The 19,232-nt window shown below is 49.0% G+C and carries 17 protein-coding genes and 2 other annotated features; of the genes, 2 read left to right on the top strand and 15 right to left on the bottom strand.

Going from position 1 to position 19,232, the window contains the following annotated elements; translation table 11 throughout:
- Positions 1–308: 308 nt before the first annotated feature.
- Entirely contained in the window at positions 309–1,283 is a 975-nt protein-coding gene (locus tag SPSPH_RS11305; protein ID WP_075755761.1) for a 2-hydroxyacid dehydrogenase, read from the bottom strand.
- A gap of 82 nt (positions 1,284–1,365) precedes the next feature.
- Here SPSPH_RS11305 and SPSPH_RS11310 point away from each other — a divergent pair, with 82 nt between their 5' ends.
- Positions 1,366–1,575, top strand: coding sequence for a hypothetical protein (locus tag SPSPH_RS11310; RefSeq protein ID WP_075755762.1), 210 nt, complete (start codon positions 1,366–1,368; stop codon positions 1,573–1,575).
- Here the strand turns inward: SPSPH_RS11310 and SPSPH_RS11315 are convergent.
- The 11 genes from SPSPH_RS11315 to SPSPH_RS11365 form a co-directional block, all read right to left on the bottom strand.
- Entirely contained in the window at positions 1,564–1,797 is a 234-nt protein-coding gene (locus SPSPH_RS11315) for a YkuS family protein (RefSeq protein ID WP_075755763.1), read from the bottom strand. The two genes, SPSPH_RS11310 and SPSPH_RS11315, sit on opposite strands and share 12 nt — an antisense overlap.
- A gap of 117 nt (positions 1,798–1,914) precedes the next feature.
- Positions 1,915–2,754 carry a prephenate dehydratase gene (gene pheA, locus SPSPH_RS11320; RefSeq protein ID WP_075755764.1) on the bottom strand — a complete coding sequence of 280 codons (840 nt, stop codon included), beginning with the start codon at positions 2,752–2,754 and terminating at the stop codon, positions 1,915–1,917.
- Between the two features lie 35 nt (positions 2,755–2,789).
- Positions 2,790–3,059: a binding site (T-box leader), on the bottom strand.
- Positions 3,060–3,117: 58 nt separating this feature from the next.
- Positions 3,118–4,239: a mechanosensitive ion channel family protein gene (locus SPSPH_RS11325; protein WP_075755765.1), complete on the bottom strand. Its 1,122-nt coding sequence runs from the start codon at positions 4,237–4,239 to the stop codon at positions 3,118–3,120.
- Positions 4,240–4,467: 228 nt separating this feature from the next.
- Positions 4,468–5,037, bottom strand: coding sequence for an anthranilate synthase component II (locus tag SPSPH_RS11330; RefSeq protein WP_075755766.1), 570 nt, complete (start codon positions 5,035–5,037; stop codon positions 4,468–4,470).
- Positions 5,034–6,518, bottom strand: coding sequence for an anthranilate synthase component I family protein (locus tag SPSPH_RS11335; protein ID WP_075755767.1), 1,485 nt, complete (start codon positions 6,516–6,518; stop codon positions 5,034–5,036). The genes SPSPH_RS11330 and SPSPH_RS11335 overlap by 4 nt, the downstream gene beginning before the upstream one ends.
- Entirely contained in the window at positions 6,518–7,312 is a 795-nt protein-coding gene (gene trpA, locus SPSPH_RS11340) for a tryptophan synthase subunit alpha (protein ID WP_075755768.1), read from the bottom strand. The genes SPSPH_RS11335 and trpA overlap by 1 nt, the downstream gene beginning before the upstream one ends.
- A complete protein-coding gene (gene trpB, locus SPSPH_RS11345; RefSeq protein ID WP_075755769.1) occupies positions 7,309–8,490 on the bottom strand; it encodes a tryptophan synthase subunit beta in 1,182 nt (393 codons plus the stop codon). The genes trpA and trpB overlap by 4 nt, the downstream gene beginning before the upstream one ends.
- Complete coding sequence (locus tag SPSPH_RS11350; RefSeq protein ID WP_075755770.1) at positions 8,483–9,280, bottom strand: indole-3-glycerol phosphate synthase TrpC; 798 nt, start codon at positions 9,278–9,280, stop codon at positions 8,483–8,485. The genes trpB and SPSPH_RS11350 overlap by 8 nt, the downstream gene beginning before the upstream one ends.
- On the bottom strand, positions 9,270–9,935 hold the full coding sequence (locus tag SPSPH_RS11355) for a phosphoribosylanthranilate isomerase (RefSeq protein WP_331250335.1): 666 nt from the start codon (positions 9,933–9,935) through the stop codon (positions 9,270–9,272). The genes SPSPH_RS11350 and SPSPH_RS11355 overlap by 11 nt, the downstream gene beginning before the upstream one ends.
- Positions 9,884–10,921, bottom strand: a complete 1,038-nt coding sequence (gene trpD / locus SPSPH_RS11360; protein ID WP_075755772.1) for an anthranilate phosphoribosyltransferase — start codon at positions 10,919–10,921, stop codon at positions 9,884–9,886. Before trpD ends, SPSPH_RS11355 begins: the two co-directional genes overlap by 52 nt.
- A 122-nt stretch (positions 10,922–11,043) precedes the next feature.
- Positions 11,044–11,300 (bottom strand) — a binding site (T-box leader).
- A gap of 115 nt (positions 11,301–11,415) precedes the next feature.
- Positions 11,416–12,147 carry an HAD family hydrolase gene (locus SPSPH_RS11365; protein ID WP_075755773.1) on the bottom strand — a complete coding sequence of 244 codons (732 nt, stop codon included), beginning with the start codon at positions 12,145–12,147 and terminating at the stop codon, positions 11,416–11,418.
- Positions 12,148–12,325: 178 nt separating this feature from the next.
- Between SPSPH_RS11365 and SPSPH_RS11370 the strand changes: the two genes are divergently transcribed.
- Positions 12,326–13,228, top strand: coding sequence for a DMT family transporter (locus SPSPH_RS11370; protein ID WP_075755774.1), 903 nt, complete (start codon positions 12,326–12,328; stop codon positions 13,226–13,228).
- 149 nt (positions 13,229–13,377) lie between these two features.
- On the opposite strand, the gene SPSPH_RS11375 is transcribed toward SPSPH_RS11370, so the two are convergent.
- The 3 genes from SPSPH_RS11375 to SPSPH_RS11385 all read right to left on the bottom strand — a co-directional run bounded on the left by SPSPH_RS11375 (position 13,378) and on the right by SPSPH_RS11385 (position 18,932).
- Positions 13,378–14,577 (bottom strand): electron transfer flavoprotein subunit alpha, encoded by a 1,200-nt coding sequence (locus SPSPH_RS11375; protein WP_075755775.1) that lies wholly within the window; start codon positions 14,575–14,577, stop codon positions 13,378–13,380.
- 17 nt (positions 14,578–14,594) lie between these two features.
- Positions 14,595–15,380 carry an electron transfer flavoprotein subunit beta/FixA family protein gene (locus SPSPH_RS11380; protein ID WP_075755776.1) on the bottom strand — a complete coding sequence of 262 codons (786 nt, stop codon included), beginning with the start codon at positions 15,378–15,380 and terminating at the stop codon, positions 14,595–14,597.
- A 120-nt stretch (positions 15,381–15,500) separates the two neighbouring features.
- The gene (locus SPSPH_RS11385; RefSeq protein ID WP_075755777.1) at positions 15,501–18,932 is read right to left on the bottom strand and encodes a DNA polymerase III subunit alpha; all 3,432 of its coding nucleotides are present in this window, start codon (positions 18,930–18,932) and stop codon (positions 15,501–15,503) included.
- Positions 18,933–19,232: the final 300 nt, after the last annotated feature.

Consider the following 19,232-nt stretch of genomic DNA (forward strand, 5'->3'; position numbering starts at 1 on the left):
GTTAGATCTGGCGCACAAGCCGTGCTGCTCAAGCTCTATTGCAAATTTCCCGGCTGAACAAAAAACAGCTGCGTTAACCGGGAAAATAATTTTCCAGATAAGTGACAAAATAAAAAGGCCTGAAATCCTTGATTCTTAAGGACTTCAGGCCTTTTTAGCTGATTTTACTGCAAAAGTCAAGTGAGCTGAAAGTCTTTACTCTATAATAGAATAGAGCTAGCTCGCTAACAAGAAACTAATTGTAAGAAACGAATGGGCAAGTTTTCATACAAACTGTCAGAAACAAGGGGACGGCTTTGCGGCAATAGCTAACGATAATTGACTTCCTGATTTACGCAAGTTACCAGCGGCTTGCCGGCTAATCCCAGCAGTAAATTTTCCGCTGCCAGCATTGCCATCTTATTGCGGGTTTCGGTTGTTGCGCTGCCAATATGCGGTACTACAAGAATATTTGATAGTGTTAAGAGCGGATGATCTGCCGGTAACGGTTCGGGATCGGTAACATCCAAGGCGGCATAGGCAATTTGCTTTTCAGCAAGTGCCTTATATAAAGCCTGCGTATCCACCACCGCACCCCTGGCAGCATTTATGAAATAGGCCGTTGGCTTCATTTTTGCAAATTCTTTTTCGCCAAACATCCCCCTGCTCTCGGCGGTAAGCGGTGTCAGCACAACAATAAAATCAGCTTCGGCCAACAGTTCATCAAACAGGCGATATTCAGCCTTAAGTGCGTCTTGGTCCGGACGTGGCTTGCGGTTACTGTAGATTACTTTCATCCCGCTGGCTTGAGCCCGTCTGGCAACAGCCGAGCCAATTGCCCCCATCCCCACAATGCCAAGTGTTTTTCCATATAAATCTACGCCAAAAGGCATAAGCACGCCAGGCTGCCACTTGCCGGCCCGTACCCAGTCCCAGCCCTCGTGAATGCGCCGGGCGGCAGTTAGCAGCAGTCCAAATGCAAGTTCGGCCGTTGTCTCCACCAGAACACCGGGGGTATTGCCAAACGGAATTTTACGGTTAGTGCAAGCTGGAATGTCCACACTATCGTAGCCTACTGCCGGTTGGGCAATTACCTTTAACCGGGGCGCAACTGCCAGTAATTCCTCATTGACAGGAATATTTGTCGAAACAAACAGCCCCTCGGCCTCACGCAGCCATTCGCTTAAATCCGCTACTCGCGGTCTTGCGGTCTGCTCCCATTGATAGATCTCGCAATGCTCCTTCAACATCGCCAAACCTGCCGGCATAATTCGTCCGGTAACTACAACTTTATATTTGCCCATATAATTCACCACCATAAGTAATCTCTGGCAGTCTGCCAGGTCTAAAGCCATAAGGTGGATTTGGGCTTGGCAGACTACTAATATGTATATTCCGCCTGCTCCCGGTAAAATCCTGCCGTTTCTTATTATCTTAGCCGTGTATAAAGAAAACACGGCTTGTGCCGAGCCTGTGGCGAAAGCGGAAGCCGCTGTTGCCCTCAGCCTGCTCTTAAGAAAGTTATACTTTCTGTTGGTAGAACAAAGGCCCCTTCACACCGGCGAAGGGGCCTTTGTTGACAACTTACTGAAGTGATTCTATACGGGCAACTACTTGCTCTGGCGTCATGCCGTCAGCATTAATAACCGGAGCTTTGGTAACCGTATGCTGAATATCCATTAGATTACTATCCATACCTGTTACTATACAAGCCATTACATTTTCCTTGCTTTCAGGGCTTACTACGGTAAAGCCCCTTTGTGTCAACACTTGTTTAATTGCTGACAGGTTATCCTCCACCGCAACTTTTCTTGTCATAATAACACCTCCTTCGGAGTTATTATGACCTGCAAAGCACATAAGCATTACTTAACAGCATACTTTTAACAGCAGCTTTTATTGTGAAAGATCTTTTATAGGAGTCCATAGATATTGCTATTTGCCGGTATGATAGACCGGGTAAGAGCCCAGATTCTTATACCACAAACATTTTTCTTCAATGGCCTTAACAGCGCCGGCAATATTACTTTCCGCCGTACTGCCTTCCATGTCAAGAAAAAATATATACAATCCCAGTCCGGTACGAGCAGGGCGAGATTCTATCCTGGTTAAATTGACTTCTCTTGCTGCAAATTCTTGCAATATATTGTACAAGCTGCCTGGACGCAGCCCATTGATCTGACATACCAGTGAGGTTTTGCAGTTGCCCTGTACCTGGCGTACCGGTTGCCTTTCCAGACTAATAAACCGGGTTGAATTAGCGATATTATCCTGAATATCGCCTGCCAATATTTTCAATCCATATATTTCGGCTGCCTTTGCACTGCCGACAGCCGCATACCGGCCATCACCGGCAGCAACAATTCTGGCCGCCTCGGCTGTGCTATCAACCGGTTGGAGTTTAGCCTGCGGATACAGCTTCCCTAAGGTTTTACGGCATTGAGCCAACGCTTGCGGATGAGAAACAATTACAGCAATGTTTTTGTTGCCGTCTTTTTTGGTCAGCAAGCTATGTCTGACAGGCAAGACCACTTCTTTGGTAATATATAAATCAACATCATGGGCAAGGGTATCCAGGGTAATATTGACCGACCCCTCCAGGGAATTTTCCACCGGTACAATACTCTCATCCACTTCACCGGCCGCAACCGCTCTAATTGCGGCATCAATGGCACTAAACGGTTCCAGCCGGGCTTCGTTTTCATGATAAAGGCTTAAGGCAATTTCCTCAGAATATGTTCCTGACGGTCCTAAAAATCCAACTTTTCTAAGCATAGTATCCCTCCATAAAATTAAAAACTCCCGTCCCCTAAAAGGACGAGAGTTAATCTCGCTGTACCACCTTTGTTGTCCGCCTGCCGGCAAAACATCGTAATAAAGTACAGGCCTAACGCCGATACTCTCCTTCGCTGCTAACGGTGAAGGTCTCCGGCTCCGCCTACCATCCGGACAAAGGTACCGGATTTCAGCAAGCAACTCCAAGGTGAACTTCAGCATACCAACCCGTACCGGTTCTCAGCATTTTCCGGTTCTCTGTAGCGGCAATAGATATACTTACTTTTCCTCTTCATAGTCTTTAATTGCTATTTTTACTACTATACCATGCGGTTGTTTTTTATTCAAGCACCAACCACACAGTTACAGGGCTTTTTCTGAGATATTGTCTGTCATAGAGGGTTCAACATAAACACTGGTACTTGGCAAGGCAACAAACACACCCTCTTTCTCCAAAACCTCCATAATTCTGAGGTTAATATCCTGCTTAATATTGAGGTATTTTTCCCAAACAATGGTTTTAGCAAAAAAGTATAAAAATATTTCCAGACCATTTTTTCCAAAGGAATCGAATTTGACAAATATCATTTTTTGATCAATTTCCGGATGTGTCCGGAGAATGTTTTCAATCCCGGCAATGCATGCTTCTAACTTATAACTGGGGGTATCGTAACGCACGTTTAATTGGAAAGTTATCCGGCGTAAATTACGTTTGGTAAAATTTATAATAGAAGTATTTACCAGATTTGAGTTAGGAACAGTAACCAGTGCCGCGTCAAAAGCCCTAATTTTAGTGCTTCTGAAATTAATGTCTTCAACCGTTCCTTCAACATCACTTGCTTTTATCCAGTCGCCAATACTAAACGGTTTGTCTGTGATAATAATAATTCCGGAGAAAATATTGGCAATAAGGTCTTTGGCTGCCAGGGCAAAAGCCAGGCCGCCAAGCCCCAGACCGGCTATAAAACCATTGACATCATAGCCCCAGGTACTGGCGATGGCAACAAAGGCTAACGCCAGCACAACAAACCGCATTACTTTTGAAAAAAACGGAATTAAAATTTTGTCTATTTCGTGATTAAAAATCTGGTGGATTCTATCTTGGTTTTCAGAGTAATAACCAATCAATGCATTTATAGCACTTGAAAATAAAACAATACTGCCTGTTCTCAATATATTATTTAGTACAGAGTTGAAGGTGTCAGGCAAGAAGTTTTGCAAGGCAAGGTAAATACCGACAAGTACAATTAAATTCCTGATAGGTACACGGACAGTATTAAGAAAAGAATGCTCCTGAGTGTCATTGTTTCGGTGAATAAGCCTGAGAATAAAAGCAAAGATATAATTAGTAAAGAGATTTTGAAATCCCCAAAATACAAAAAAAATGAAAACAGATACTGCCAGTTTGGATAGGTATGAGTAGTCTGTAATAAATGCCACTACGGCATGTAATGGCTCCGGTATGTAGATACCGCCCACTTCCATCTTTCTTCCCCCTCCTTGTAGTGCTCAAATATAATGGCCGGAATCCTTAGCAAAAAAGCCAAGTATTACAGCCATTGTCCTCCAAAAGAGTTGTTCCCAACAACCAACCTGATTATATTATAGAAGTTTTAACTTTATTTTTCAAGCTTTTCATCGGTATACTTCTCTGCAAGAAAGCGGAAATCTTCTTCAAAATATATTTATTACTTTATGAGAAGTGTATGAAACTTATCTTACCTTAACAAGAAAATTCTCCAGTATTTTATTTCCTTGGGGCGTCAGAATAGACTCAGGATGGAACTGCACTCCTTCTACATCATACTTGCGGTGTCTAAGGCCCATAATTAAATCATCCTGCGAACTGGCCGTAATTTCCAGGCAGTCAGGCAGTCCTGCTTTATCAACAATCAGTGAGTGATATCTGCCGGCAGTAAACGGCTTGGGTAAATCACGGTAAATGCCCTGCCCCCGGTGAATAATGTACTCGGCTTTGCCATGCACAGGCTGCGGTGCACGAACCACCTGCCCGCCAAATACTTCACCGATAGCCTGGTGGCCAAGACAAATTCCCAATATGGGAACTTGTCCGGCAAACCGTTCGATAACCGCTTTACTAATACCCGCATTTGCCGGAGTTCCAGGTCCGGGTGAAATAATGATCCCGCGATATCCCGCTCCGGCAATTTGTTCTATGGTAGTCATGTCATTGCGAATGACTGTTGCCGGATAGCCCAGACCAGCCACATACTGATACACGTTATAGGTGAACGAGTCATAATTATCGAGCAGTAAAATCATGTTATCGGAGCCTCCTCCAGCAATTGCATTAATACCCGGGCTTTATTCATAATTTCCCGGTATTCCATTTCAGGTATGGAATCGGCGACAATACCCGCCCCGGTCCGAACCGTCACCTGCTGTTTGTCAATCATCAGCGTACGGATGGTAATACACGTATCCATATTACCGCTGAAATCAAAGTATCCAACCGCGCCGGCATAAGGACCGCGAATATCCCCCTCCAGTTCGTGAATGATTTCCATGGCCCGCACTTTAGGTGCACCACTCACCGTACCTGCCGGAAAGCAGGCGGTGAGCACATCCACAGCCGAAAACTCAGGCGCCAGCTGCCCGGACACCTCTGACACAATATGCATGACATGGGAGTATTTTTCCACTTCCATCAGCCTGTCAATATGCACCGTTCCCGGCAGGCTAATCCGTCCTAAATCATTGCGGCCAAGGTCGACAAGCATGGCATGTTCGGCCCTCTCTTTGATATCGGCCAGCAGTTCCCCGGCCAGCCGATCATCTTCTGCCGCGCTCTCACCCCGGCGGCGCGTTCCGGCAATCGGACAAGTCAATACTTTGTTGTCTTCCAGCTTGACCAGCCGTTCCGGCGAAGCCCCGACAAGCTGCCGTTCGCCAAAGTTAATATAAAACATGTACGGCGAGGGATTGGCTTGCCGCAGCCGCCGGTATAGCGAAAACGGCGGACTGGCTAACCGGTAGTAAAAAGGGCGTGACAGCACGACCTGAAATAATTCTCCTGCCGCAATGTATTCTTTGGCCTGTTCTACCATCGCCAGATATTGTTCTTTACCCGGTACCGCCTCCCCGACTCTGTCGGCTGCCACCGGCCGGCCTGTCTGCTCTGACTCATCCTCAGGCAAAGAAACAGGCTGTTTAAGCTTAGCCGCTAATTCCGTCAGTTCCCGTACTGCCAGGTCATAGGCGCCAGCGGCCTGAGCAGTTGACGCGACATGCACCAAATTTATCAGTCTGGTAGAATGAGTCAGATGATCCATAACCAGGATGTATTGGCAAACCATTTGCTCGATAAGCGGCAATTCATCCGGAATATCCAGGCCACGTACCCGTTCCCAGGACACTACCGCTTCATAGGCGGCATATCCCACCGCGCCACCGGCAAAAGGCGGCAGTTCCGGCAGCTTGGGCATAGAAAACTTCTTTAAAAAATCTTTGAACACCAGATGCGGTTTGCCGTTCTCCTGTGTTGAACATTCGCCAACTGTTATGTCAGCCCGGTTTTTGCAGGCGGTAAAAACAGCCAGCGGCTTTGTACCGATAAAAGAATACCGTCCAAAGGTCTTGCCTGTCTGCGCACTTTCCAAAATAAATCCCGGACTTTCTCCCACCAGTTTGTAATACAGGGAAACCGGAGTTTCCAAATCGGTAGACAATTCCATGGTAACAGGCAATAACGTATATTGATCAGCTAACTGGCAAAATTCCTCCTTGCCCGGATATATTCGCATCAGCAGCCACACTCCCTGTCCAGCGCCTGTCTGAGCGAATGGGTAAACTCCGCTGCCGCCTCAACCCCGTCCTGCATCAGCCGCTCCATAACAGCGCTGCCGACGATGACTGCGTCAGCGTGCTGAGCCGCTTGACAGGCGGCAGCCGGGCTGCCGATGCCAAAGCCGATAGCCAGGGGTAAATCTGTTTCCCGGCGGACAGCCGCTAACAGCGGCGCTAACTGCTGGTAGTCAATCTGTCGCACACCAGTGACTCCGGTACTTGAAATACAATACAAGAAGCCGGAAGCCTGCCGGTAAATGTCTTTTAATCTGGCAGGAGTGGTGGTAGGAGCAAGAAACCGGATGAGGTCAAGACCGGTCTTAAGGCAGGCAGGTTCTACGGCACTTGCCTCTTCCAGCGGCACATCAGGAATAATTAATCCGCTAACACCGGCCTGGGCAAAGTCAGCGGCAAACCTTTCCGCCCCATATTGCAGTACCGGATTGTAATAGGTCATAACTGCCAGCGGTATGGAGGCTTCCCGCCTGATATGCGCTGTCAATTCCAGTAACTTGCCGGTGGTTGCGCCTGCCGCCAGCGCCTGGGTTGCTGCCTGCTGGATGATAGGACCATCGGCCATGGGATCGGAAAACGGCAGTCCGAGTTCGATTATGTCGGCGCCGGCGGTTGCCAGTGCCTTCACGGTCTCAAACGTAACATGGTAATCGGGATAACCGGCTGTCAGATAAATAATTAAGCCTTTGCGCCCCGCCGCTTTCAAATCGCATAATTTTTCCGTTATCTTGCTCATATCCGTCCCTCCAATACATCGGCCACCATCTGCACATCTTTGTCGCCCCGCCCTGACAGGCAGACAACAATCGCATCCGTTTCCTTGGTCTGCGGCATTAATTCTTCCAGGTACGCCAAAGCGTGTGAACTTTCCAGGGCCGGGATGATTCCCTCCAGCCGCGCCAGCTGTTGAAAAGCAGCCAGTGCCTGCTTATCGGTAACCGACGTGTAGGTTACCTGTCCGCTATCTTTGAAGCAGGCATGTTCCGGCCCAACTCCCGGGTAGTCAAGACCGGCTGATATAGAGTAAGCCGGAATAACCTGACCTTCACCATCCTGCCGGAGATAGCTTAGAGCTCCGTGCAGTACACCCGGCCTGCCGTGGGTCAATGAGGCCGCATGTTCACCGGTGTTAAGCCCTTTGCCGGCAGCCTCGACGCCAATCTTACGAACTGCCGCGTTATCTCGGAATGGATAAAAAATTCCCATGGCATTGCTGCCGCCGCCAACACAAGCAACCATATATTTTAGCTCAGCCCCAATTTCTTCAACCTGCCGGGCGACTTCCCGGCCGATAACTGCCTGAAAGTCTCTTACAATCATCGGATACGGATGCGGGCCGACTACTGAGCCAATAATATAGTGGGTATCCTGAATATGGGTTACCCAGTACCTGATGGCTTCACTGGTAGCATCTTTAAGCGTACCGCTGCCGCTGGTGACCGGTATGACTTGTGTACCTAACAGGCGCATGCGGAAAACATTCAGCGCCTGTCGCTCCATATCTTCCTGGCCCATAAAAACGCAGCACTCCATGCCAAACAACGCCGCCACCGTGGCGCAGGCTACCCCATGCTGACCGGCGCCGGTTTCGGCGACAATACGTTTCTTCCCCATTCTCCTGGCTAAAAGTGCTTGACCAATGGCGTTGTTAATCTTGTGGGCGCCGGTATGGAGCAAATCTTCCCGTTTCAGATAAATTTGTCCCCGTCCATAATGCTGTGTCAGCTTGGCGGCATGATACAACCGGGTGGGACGCCCGGCATATTCATTAAAGTAAAACTCCACTTCAGCTTGAAAGCCGGCATCCGCTTGTAAGGCACGATAGCTTTCCTCCAGTTCAATCAGGGCCGGCATAACCGTCTCAGGCACAAACCGGCCGCCGTAGCTGCCAAATCTTCCATTCTTATCAGGCATTATTGTCTCTCCCTTCCTCTTTAGCACTTAGCAAAGCAAGCTCGCGGGTTTTAGCGGCAATATCCCCGGCCGTTACCAGTCCTTCGCCTACCAATATGCCGTTTACTCCAGCCTGTTTCAGTCTTAGCGCGTCTTGACTGGTCGTAATGCCGCTTTCGCTGATAAGCAAACGCCCTCCCGGTTCATAATAGGGCAGCAAGGCAAAGGTTTGCTCGATACTGGTGGCAAAGGTCTCCAGATTGCGGTTATTGACGCCTATCAGTTTAGCCGTTGTCTGCTGTACCTGCTGTAGTTCCGGCAGGGTGTGCACTTCCACCAAGGCGTCCATCCCCAGATCGGCGGCAACCCCGATAAAGCGGCCAAGCTCGTCTGCGGTCAATATGGCAGCAATAAGCAGTACAGCATCGGCTCCTGCTGCCCGGGCTGCATAGAGCTGGTATTCGTCAAGGATAAATTCCTTACATAACACCGGCAAATCAACCATTTGCTTTACCCTGGCAATATCGTCAATACTGCCGCGAAAAGCGGCATTGGTATGCACCGATAACGCGGCGGCGCCATGGGCGGCAAACATTCGGGCAAGCTCCGGTACCGAATAGCCGCCACACAGCGTTCCTTTAGCCGGCGATGCCAGCTTGCACTCGGCAATCAGTGTCCAGTCACGCTGCTTAACAGCCTCACTAAAAGCATAATTTCCGGTTACTATATCCTGCTCGATAACCGCAAGCGGTTTGTTTTGTTTAGCCAAGGCTACCGCCTGTCTGGTCTGATCGACAATACTATTTAGCATTTTGGCCTATCCCCCCTTTGGCTGCCGTGATGAAGCGTTTAATTTTTTCAATATCCTTTATCCCGTTGGTTTCCACACCGCCGGATACGTCAACGCCGTCAGGCCCGAGAACGGCAATTGCCTGCGTCACATTTTCCGGGGTGAGACCTCCTGCCGCCAGCAGCGGTCTTGGTGCCTGCTTAACCAGCGTTTGTGCTGCCTGCCAGTCAAAGACCCTGCCTGTTCCCCCTTGCACCCCGGCAGTAAAGCTGTCAAACAAAGTCCATGATGTCCGATACCCGTTGAAAGCAGTTGCACTAAAACCCGAACCAATTCTAAAGGCCTTAATCACCGGATAACCAACCAGGCGGCAATACTCAGGCGGTTCATCACCATGCAACTGCACATAATCCAGCTTGCATGCTGAGGCTGCCTCCCGCACTTCAGTCAGCGGCGCATTAACAAATACGCCGACCTTACCAATTTGCGAAATCCGGCAGGAAATTTTTCTGGCCTCTGCCAGTGTAATACGCCGTTTACTTGGTGCAAACACAAAACCAATCCAATCTGCGCCAAAATCATAGGCTGCCAGCGCTGCCTCCAGGGTAGTGATACCACAAATTTTTACGATAATGCCAATCCCTCCTCCCGATACCTTTGCGTAAACGTCCTTAATGCCGCCAACTTGCCCAAGGCAGCGCCGGTATCAATGCTTTGCGTCGCTAACTGCAGCCCTTCCCTGATATCTGCCGCCGCCTCGGCAACAACCAAAGCTGCGGCGGCATTTAGCAGAACGATATCGCGTTTAAAGCCTTGCTCGCCGTTTAGTAAGGCAAGAATAATCCGGGCATTGTCTGCCACGGTGCCGCCCCGGTAATCAGCCTGGGTACAGGCGTTAAACCCATAGGCTGCAGGGTCAATTACATAGGAGCGTATTTCCCCTTTGCATACTTCGGCAACCTTTGTCGGCATGGCTGTTGATATTTCATCAAGCCCATCCAGGCTGTGCACAACCATCGCCCGGGTTACTCCCAGTTCGGCAAGTGCCTGCGCGGTTTTGTCTGTCAGGGCCGGATCATACACCCCGATTAGCTGGCAATGAGCGCCTGCCGGATTGGTCAGCGGGCCCAGCAAATTGAACACGGTTCGAAACCCTAGCTCCTGCCGCGGCTTGACAGCATATTTCATGGCCTGGTGAAAGCGGGGGGCAAAGATAAAGCCGACGCCAATGGTATCAATAGCCTCTGCCACTCCCTGCGGCGGCAGCTCCAGTTCTACTCCCAGAGCCTTTAGCACATCGGCACTGCCGCACGAACTGGACACACCACGATTGCCGTGTTTGGCCACATTCAGCCCGGCTCCTGCCAATACAAAGGCAACTGCTGTCGATATATTAAAAGTTCCGCGTTGATCGCCCCCGGTGCCGCAGGTATCAATTAACCTGGGGGCTTTGCATTCGATCCTGAGGGCCTGACTGCGCATGGTCTCGGCAAAGCCGGCCACCTCCAAGCTTGTTTCGCCCTTCATGCGCATAGCAGTCAAAAAGGCGGCAATCTGGGCTTCACTGCTCTGTCCTGACATGATTACCTGCATGGCGTTTCTGGCTTCCTCACGGGAAAAATGCCGACCGGCTACTGCCTGAGAAAGATAATCCTTTAACATAATGTCCAGCCTCCTTTGCATAAAAAAAAACAGACCACTTCACCGAAAGGGGCGAAATGGTCCGCGGTACCACCCTATTTTGAAAAATACAGTCAATTGGGTAAATAAAAAGACCACTTCACCCCAGGGGCGAAATGGTCGCGATACCACCCTATTTGAAAAGTCTGCACTTTTCCTTATTCAGGTACGGGACAAAAATCCGATACCCTAGCCTGCTAACGGCGGCAGCCGGCCCAGCCTACTTGCAGTTGCTTTCGGTGGACAGCTCACAGGTCCATTCCATATGCTCTCCAGGCCGGTCATCACACCTCCGGAAATCCGGTCACCGGCTCGCTGAACTGAAGTGTACAAATGTACTCGTCCTGCTCACAGCTTTTTACACAAATTAACTTTAGCGTTATTCTATCCCATGTTTTTTGTTTTGTCAAGATTATTTTTTCCGGCAATAACACAAGTTATACCGGAAAATTCGGCGTAAACTACCGCCAGGTACATTAGCTGACGCCACCATTCTCTGCTTTGATGATGCCTGCAATACTGTCAGCCAATTCCTGTAATGTTCCTTGATAATCGGTTGTAAAATCCAGTTTTTTAGAATTTAACAGGCAATCTGTTACCAAATAAGTCTTCATGCCAATTTTAGCTGCCACTAAATCTTCTTCAACATCATTCCCCACCATCAGGCACTCTTGTGGCTGCCGGCCAATCTGGTCGACGATTTCCCGATAATAATCGGGATTGGGTTTGCAAAAATGGCAGTGTTCATAACTGGTAACATGTTTAAAGTTTATATCCCCTAATCCAGCCCAGTCAATACGCTGCCTGACAGCATGTAGCGGGAATATCGGGTTAGTAGCCACAACTACCTCCAAGCCAAGTTCAAGTACCGCCATAACGGCCTGGCGGGCAGCCTTACTGGCTCTGGTTGTTGGCTTTACCAGGACAAAATCCGTCTCATAGAAATTATCCATAACCGGCACAAGCACATCCTCGGTGATACCAATATTAGCCAAAAAATCCTCCCAAAAGACCTGCTGATTGGTTTTGGTTTTATCCTTGCTGTTAATCATAGTCCCGGTCGAGGCTAACAGCTGGTTAATGAACTGTTTGGGTTCGGCGATGCTGGCTGCCCGCCGCCCCATATGCTTTAAGTATTCATGGAAAAACGCATCCTGATCAAGGGGCAATAAGGTTCCATCAAGGTCAAAAAGTACACTCTTTATCATATAGGCAAAAACTCCCTTTATGTAATCTGGTTGCAATCTGCTATACCATAAGTTTACTAAAAAAACTCTTTACAGCCAAGCACGGAATTAAATCTTCGTTTTTTGCATGTGCAGCAAGCAGGAATCCAGCGATTTCCATGGTATATGTATAGGATACATTTACTTAGAGGTGTTTACAATGCAGGTACATCTCGTCTTGGCGCTTGTCGCCTTACTCTGGGGCTTGAACCCGCCGGTAATGAAAATCGGCCTGCTCCATATACCGCCTATGCCTTATAACGCAGTCCGCCTATTCGCGGCACTAGCCGTTGCCTGGCTGATTTTACGCCGTTTATGTATCTGGATACCTTTACGGCAGGAAGATAAAAAATCTGTCCTTATTTCCAGCCTGGGGTTTTTCTTTTTTCAGCTTTTTTTCACTTTCGGCCTGCAGCTCACCACTGCCGGCAACTCATCGCTAATTCTGGGCTGTCTGCCTGTCAGTGTAGCTTTGATCAGTCACTTTCACCGGTTGGAAGCTATTAATCCGGATATCATCAAAGGCATTGCCATCTCCCTGTTTGGCGTAGTTTTGATGGTAGCAGGAACAGGCAAAGAAGTCAGTCTTGCCGGCAATCATATCCAGGGAGCGCTGTTGCTTTTGGCCGCACAAATGTGCTATGGCTATTATACCGTTTTTTCCCGCCCATTGTCGGCAACCTATTCGGTTTATCAGATTACAACCTATATCCTGCTCATTTCCAGCGGCCTCTTCGCCCTGGTATCCCTGCCCTCCATACTTGTTGTTGATTGGCAGGCAGTTCCGTGGCCGGGCTGGGCCAGCTTGTTATATTCCGGCATATTCCCGCTCTGCTTGGCCAATTGTCTCTGGATTTGGGGAACAGCCAAGGCAGGCAGTGCCACCGCATCACTGTATAATAATGTGGCTCCGGTTTTTGCGGTTGGCGCCGGGTATCTGTTTCTGGGGGAAACCTTCGGCTGGCTGCAATTCTTTGGTGCTATGATAATTTTAACCGGTTTGTATGTTGCCAAAAGACAGAGCGCAAAATCGACACCGGCGAGTGGCACTGATTCTGCGTAAGTAAAAATAAAGAAAACACGGCTTGCCCCGAGCCTCAGCGAAGGTGCAAGCCGATGTTGCCTTATCCAGGCGAAAGTTATACTTTCTATCAGGATAAATTAAGTCCCGCATTCCCTAGTCTGGAGTGCGGGACTTATTATGTATACTAATCAGCAGGCCTGCTTAAGTTTTTTAATCTCCTCAATCAGCACAGGCAACACGTCCAAAGCATCACCCACAATGCCAAAGTCGGCAAATTTAAAGATAGGCGCATCGGCATCTTTGTTAATAGCGATAATGATGTCCGAGGTCGACATACCGGCTAAATGCTGGATGGCACCACTGATGCCGCAGGCAATATAGACTTTGGGAGCTACGGTTTTGCCGGTTTGTCCGACTTGATGGATAGCCGGCTTCCAGCCGGCGTCAACAGCCGCGCGGGAGGCACCGACAGCGCCGCCGAGTACATTGGCCAATTCTTCAATAAGCGCAAAATTTTCGGGTTTACCCATCCCCCTGCCGCCGGAGACAATGAACTGAGCTTCGTCAAGGTTACAGGAGGCAGTTTCGCTGAGTGTCAGTAATTCAATAAATTTTGTCCTGATATCTTCGGCCTTGACTTTGCTTGCTACCCGCACCAGTTCGCCGCTGCGAGAGGTATCAGGCACAGGACGTTTGAATACATTGGGCCTGACAGTTCCCATCTGCGGCCGATGATTAGGACACAGAATGGTAGCCATAATATTGCCGCCAAAGGCCGGACGCGTCCAGGCAACAAGCCCGGTTTCCTCATCAATGCCTAAACTGGTGCAATCAGCCGTCAGACCTGTACCTACCCGGCAGGCCACCCGCGGGCCAAGATCGCGCCCGTCATTGGTCGCCCCCATCAGAATAACGGAAGGTTTATAGGCAGTGATTAAATCGGTTAAAGCAATGGTATAAGCATCGGTGCTGTAATGCTTATATTCTGCGCCTTCCAGCAAATACACTTTGTCAGCACCGCTGGCAAACAGTTCCCGGGCTAAGGGTTCCACACCTTCACCGATAACTACGGCAGCCAGTTCCTGTCCCATCGCACCGGCAAGTTTACGCCCTTCCCCCAGCAGTTCCAGTCCGACATTACGAACCTTGCCCTGAAATTGTTCTATATATACCCATACACCCTGATAATCACCGGTATCTGCCGCCGGTTCTGCCGCAGCCGGACGAGTGATGGCCGTTACGGGGCATACATCAATACATGCGCCACATACTGTGCAAGCATCGGTAATTACTGCTTTATCGTCTTCCATAACAATCGCCCCGAACGGACAGGCACCGACACAGGCACTGCAGCCTATGCACTGTTCTTTATCTACAATTACAGCCATTTATAATTCCCCCTGCATCAGATAATTTTAGCCTGATTAAGTTTAGTCAGTAACCGGGTTACAGCGGCACGGGCAGTATCTTCCTGAATAATCTCACCCTGTACCCGCTGCTGGGGGGTAAAGATGCGGCGAACCTGGGTAGGTGAACCCTTAAGGCCAATCTCGTCCAAATTTACATCAACATCGGCAGCCGTCCAGACAGGCACCTCTTTGCGATTGGCTTTCATTCTGCCTTTAATACTGGCGTAACGCGGTTCATTAATGGATTTTACCACACTAATTAACACAGGCAATGTGGTTTCAATAACTTCATAACCTTCTTCATGCTCACGTTCCACTCTGACTACCCCATCGGTAATGTCAAGTTTGGAAACATAGGTAAGCTGACTGATTGCCAAATGCTCCGCAAGCTCCGGTCCTACCTGGGCGGTATCCCCATCAATGGCTTGCTTGCCGCAAAGAATAACATCAAAATTACCAAGTTTCTTAATACCTGCAGCCAGGGTCCGGCTGGTAGCCAGTGTATCGGCACCGCCAAAGGCGCGGTCACTCAGTAAAACAGCTTCATCGGCCCCCATGGCAATACACTCTTTCAGCGCTTCGGCAGCCTGAGGTGGTCCCATAGAAATTACCGTTACCTGTCCTCCATGCTTTTCTTTGAGTTTCAGCGCTTCTTCCAAAGCATTTTTATCAAAAGGATTTACAATACTTGGCACACCCTGACGAATCAGCGTATTGGTCTGCGGGTCAATTTTAACCTCAGTAGTGTCAGGCACCTGCTTGACACAAACAATGATTTCCATGCGATAGCCTCCTGTTGTACAATATTCGATTAATAGCAACAAATGTAATATCTCTTATTCTAATATTATTTACGGGACAACTGCAACATTTTTCGCAAATCAATTAAAATTTCGTTGCGATTAAGCAGTAGTTACAGTCCCTTTGCCCAAAAGCCCTTCAATGGCGGCAACAGCTGCCGGTGTCGGCTCAATCCAATATTTTTTCTCCGTCTTTATCACCCGTGTCCGGCTGCTGCCGGTCAGATGCAAATAAACGGCTGCCTGACCATTGTATTTGGTGAGCACTTCCTGCAGCTTGGCTAAAATGACCGGGGTTTCCTGCTCCTGGCGCAAAGTAATTCTAACCTCGGCGCCGGCGTTTTCCAGCAAACTGATATTGTCAGCCATAACCTTGGCGCCTTCTTCGTGAATATTCAGCCGTCCGGAAACCAGGACAGGTAAATCAGGCGCCAACAGGCGGCCTGTTTTTTCAAAAACCTTGGGAAATACGATGACTTCCACTTGTCCGGAAAAATCCTCAAGGCTGATAAAACACATCATACTGCCATTTTTGGTATTAATGCGCTTAGCACTGGCAATGAGCCCGCCTACCCGGATGGGCTGCCCGTCGGTATATTGACCTTCGGCCAAAGTGCCCAGTGCCGGCAGCGTCTCCAATTTAGCACGATATTTATCCAACGGATGACCGGTTACATAAAATCCGGTTATTTCTTTTTCCAAGGCTAAGATCTGTTCCTGCGGCATTTCGGGTATATCCGGCAGGCTGACATCATTTACGCACTCCAGCGTATCGTCCCCAAACAGCCCCAATTGTCCGCTGGCCGCGTCCTTCTGGCGGCAGGCAGCCACTTCGACAGCTTGCTCCAGTACGTGCAGCAGCTGGGAACGGCGGGCATTAAGCGAATCAAAAGCCCCGCATTTAATCAAACTTTCAATAACCCGTTTATTCACCAGCCGCATGTCAACACGGGAGCAAAAATCAACAAGTGACGTAAATTTACCGCCCTTTTGCCGGGCCTTAATTATGCTTTCCAAAGCATTGCCGCCTGCATTTTTTACACCGGCCAAGCCAAAGCGAATGGCTTCGCCGTCAACCGAAAACGAACTGCCGCTGGCATTAATATCCGGCGGTAAAACGGCAATACCCCGGCGGCGGCATTCTTCGATATAGTAACCCACCTTATCATTGGTTCCCATGACACTGGTAAGCAGTGCTGCGTAAAACTCCTGCGGATAGTGGGCTTTTAAGTACGCTGTCTGATAGGCTACCAGGGCATAGGCGGCACTGTGGGATTTGTTAAAACCGTAGTCGGCGAAATGGGTCATAAGTTCGAACACATCATGAGCCAGTTTCGCATCTATCCCCCGTTCGGCGGCCCCTTGGAGAAAGTTTTCCCGCTGCGCATCCAGCACTTCATGTTTCTTTTTCCCCATAGCCCGGCGCAACAGGTCGGCTTGTCCCAGGGTAAACCCGGCCAGTGTGGACGCAATCTGCATAACCTGCTCCTGGTACAGGATAACACCAAAGGTATCTTCGAGGATGGGCTCTAAGAGCGGATGCAGATAGGTAACTACCTTCTTACCGTGGCGGCCATCAATAAAATCAGATACCATGCCGCTTCCCAAAGGACCCGGGCGGTAGAGCGCCACCAGGGGAATGAGGTCGTCAAACCGTTCCGGCCTCAAGTCTTTCACCAGATTGGTCATGCCGCTTGATTCCATTTGAAACACGCCGGAGGTATCACCGACAGCCAGCATGGCGCAGGTTTTGGCATCTTCCAGCGGAATGGTTTCAATATCCAGTTCCTGTCCCCGGTTTTCCCGGATAAGGGCGATGGCATCACCAATAACCGTCAGGGTTCTCAGCCCCAGTAAATCCATCTTCAGCAGACCGATTTCTTCAATCCGGTCTTTGTCAAACTGAGTGGTAAGAAAACCTTCACTGGAAAGCTGCAGCGGGGCAAAATGTGTCAGCGGCTCTTTCGCAATAACCAGGCCGGCGGCATGGGTGGAAGCATGGCGCGGCAAGCCTTCCACCGCCATGGCAAGATCAACCAGTTTCTTTACTGTTTCTTCGCTGTCATAGAGGTCTTTTAACTCCCGGTTGGCTGTTAACGCTTTTTTCAAAGTGATACCCAGTTCGGCAGGTACTAATTTGGCAATACGGTCAACCTCGCCATAGGGCAGATTTAACGCCCGTCCCACATCGCGGATCGCCGCCCGCGCCGCCATAGTTCCAAAAGTGATAATTTGCGCTACACGGTCACTGCCATAGCGTGCTACAACATATTCGATGATTTTACTGCGGCGTTCATAACAAAAATCTATATCAATATCAGGCATAGATACCCGTTCCGGATTTAAAAACCGTTCAAACAGCAGGCCGTATTTAAGCGGGTCAATATTAGTAATGCCTAACAAATAGGCAACAATACTGCCAGCCGCCGAACCCCTTCCCGGCCCTACAGGAATGGACTGGCTACGGGAATAGTTGACAAAGTCCCAGACAATGAGGAAGTAGCTGGAATAACCCATTTTTTTTATGACACCCAGTTCATAAACAAGCCTTTCCTCCACTGCCGGCGTTGCCTGCGGATACCGCCGGCAAACCGCCTCCCGGCATAGCTGGGCAAGATAGTCATCGTCATTGATGCCATCCGGTGTAGGAAAATCAGGCAGGTAGAGCCGGTCAAAATCAAAGGTGACATTGCAGCGTTCAGCAATCTTCAGGGTATTGCTCAAAGCTTCCGGATACCCGGCAAACAGCTCAGCCATTTCCGCCGGACTTTTCAAGTAAAAATCGTCACTGGGAAACCGCATCCGGCCGGGTTCGTCCACAGTCTTGCCTGTTTGAATACAAAGCAGAACATCATGGCATTCGGCGTCCTCTTTGTTAATATAATGAGCGTCATTGGTGGCAACAAGACCAAGTTCCAGCTTTGCCGCCAGTTTGACCAAATGCTGGTTTGCCTGTTTTTCTTCAGGCATGCCGTGATCCTGCAGTTCGATAAAGAAATTGTCCTGTCCGAAAATCTCCTTATACTCAGCAGCCAAAGCCTCGGCTCCGGCCAGATCTCCCCGCAAAATCGCCGCAGGTATCTCACCGGCAATGCAGGCACTCAAGCCAATCAGGCCTTCACTATAGCTGCGCAGTATTTCCCGGTCAATCCGGGGTTTGTAATAAAAACCTTCACTGTAGCCGCGCGATACCAATTCGATAAGATTGCGATACCCCTGCTCGCTGGCGGCCAGCAGCACGAGATGATAATATGACTCCCCTTCCACAGCTGCTTTATCGAACCGCGAGCGTGGCGCAACATATACTTCACAGCCGATAATTGCTTTAATGCCATGCTTCTTGGCTTGTTTATAAAAATCGATTGTGCCGTACATCGTACCATGGTCAGTCATGGCTACTGCCGGCATTCCCAATTCCTTGGCCCGGCGCACCATATCTTCAATTCGGGCAGCGCCGTCTAACAGGCTATATTCGGTGTGATTATGCAAATGGACAAAAGATACGCCTGTATTATAAGTTTTATCTGTATTCATAAGGTTTCTCATCATCCCTGTAATCATCATTCAGCAATCTTTGCTGTAGCATGAAACATATATCTTTCTTTGTGTATTATATCATATTCTTGCGAAACAACGTGGTTTAATTTTTGTCCGTTGTTTTGTCAAGTCTATAGTACCTTGTGCCACCTAATTATTTGGATTATATAGCAGTCTTTTTCCGTCCTGCGTTGTTGTCGTCGCCTTACATATGTCCGATATGCGCGGCTCCTCCGCCTAGCAGGGCGAAAAAATCCTTGCTATTTAATCTCAAATTTTAAGTGCCACAAGGTACTA

It is taken from the genome of Sporomusa sphaeroides DSM 2875 (assembly GCF_001941975.2).
GTDB lineage: Bacteria > Bacillota > Negativicutes > Sporomusales > Sporomusaceae > Sporomusa > Sporomusa sphaeroides.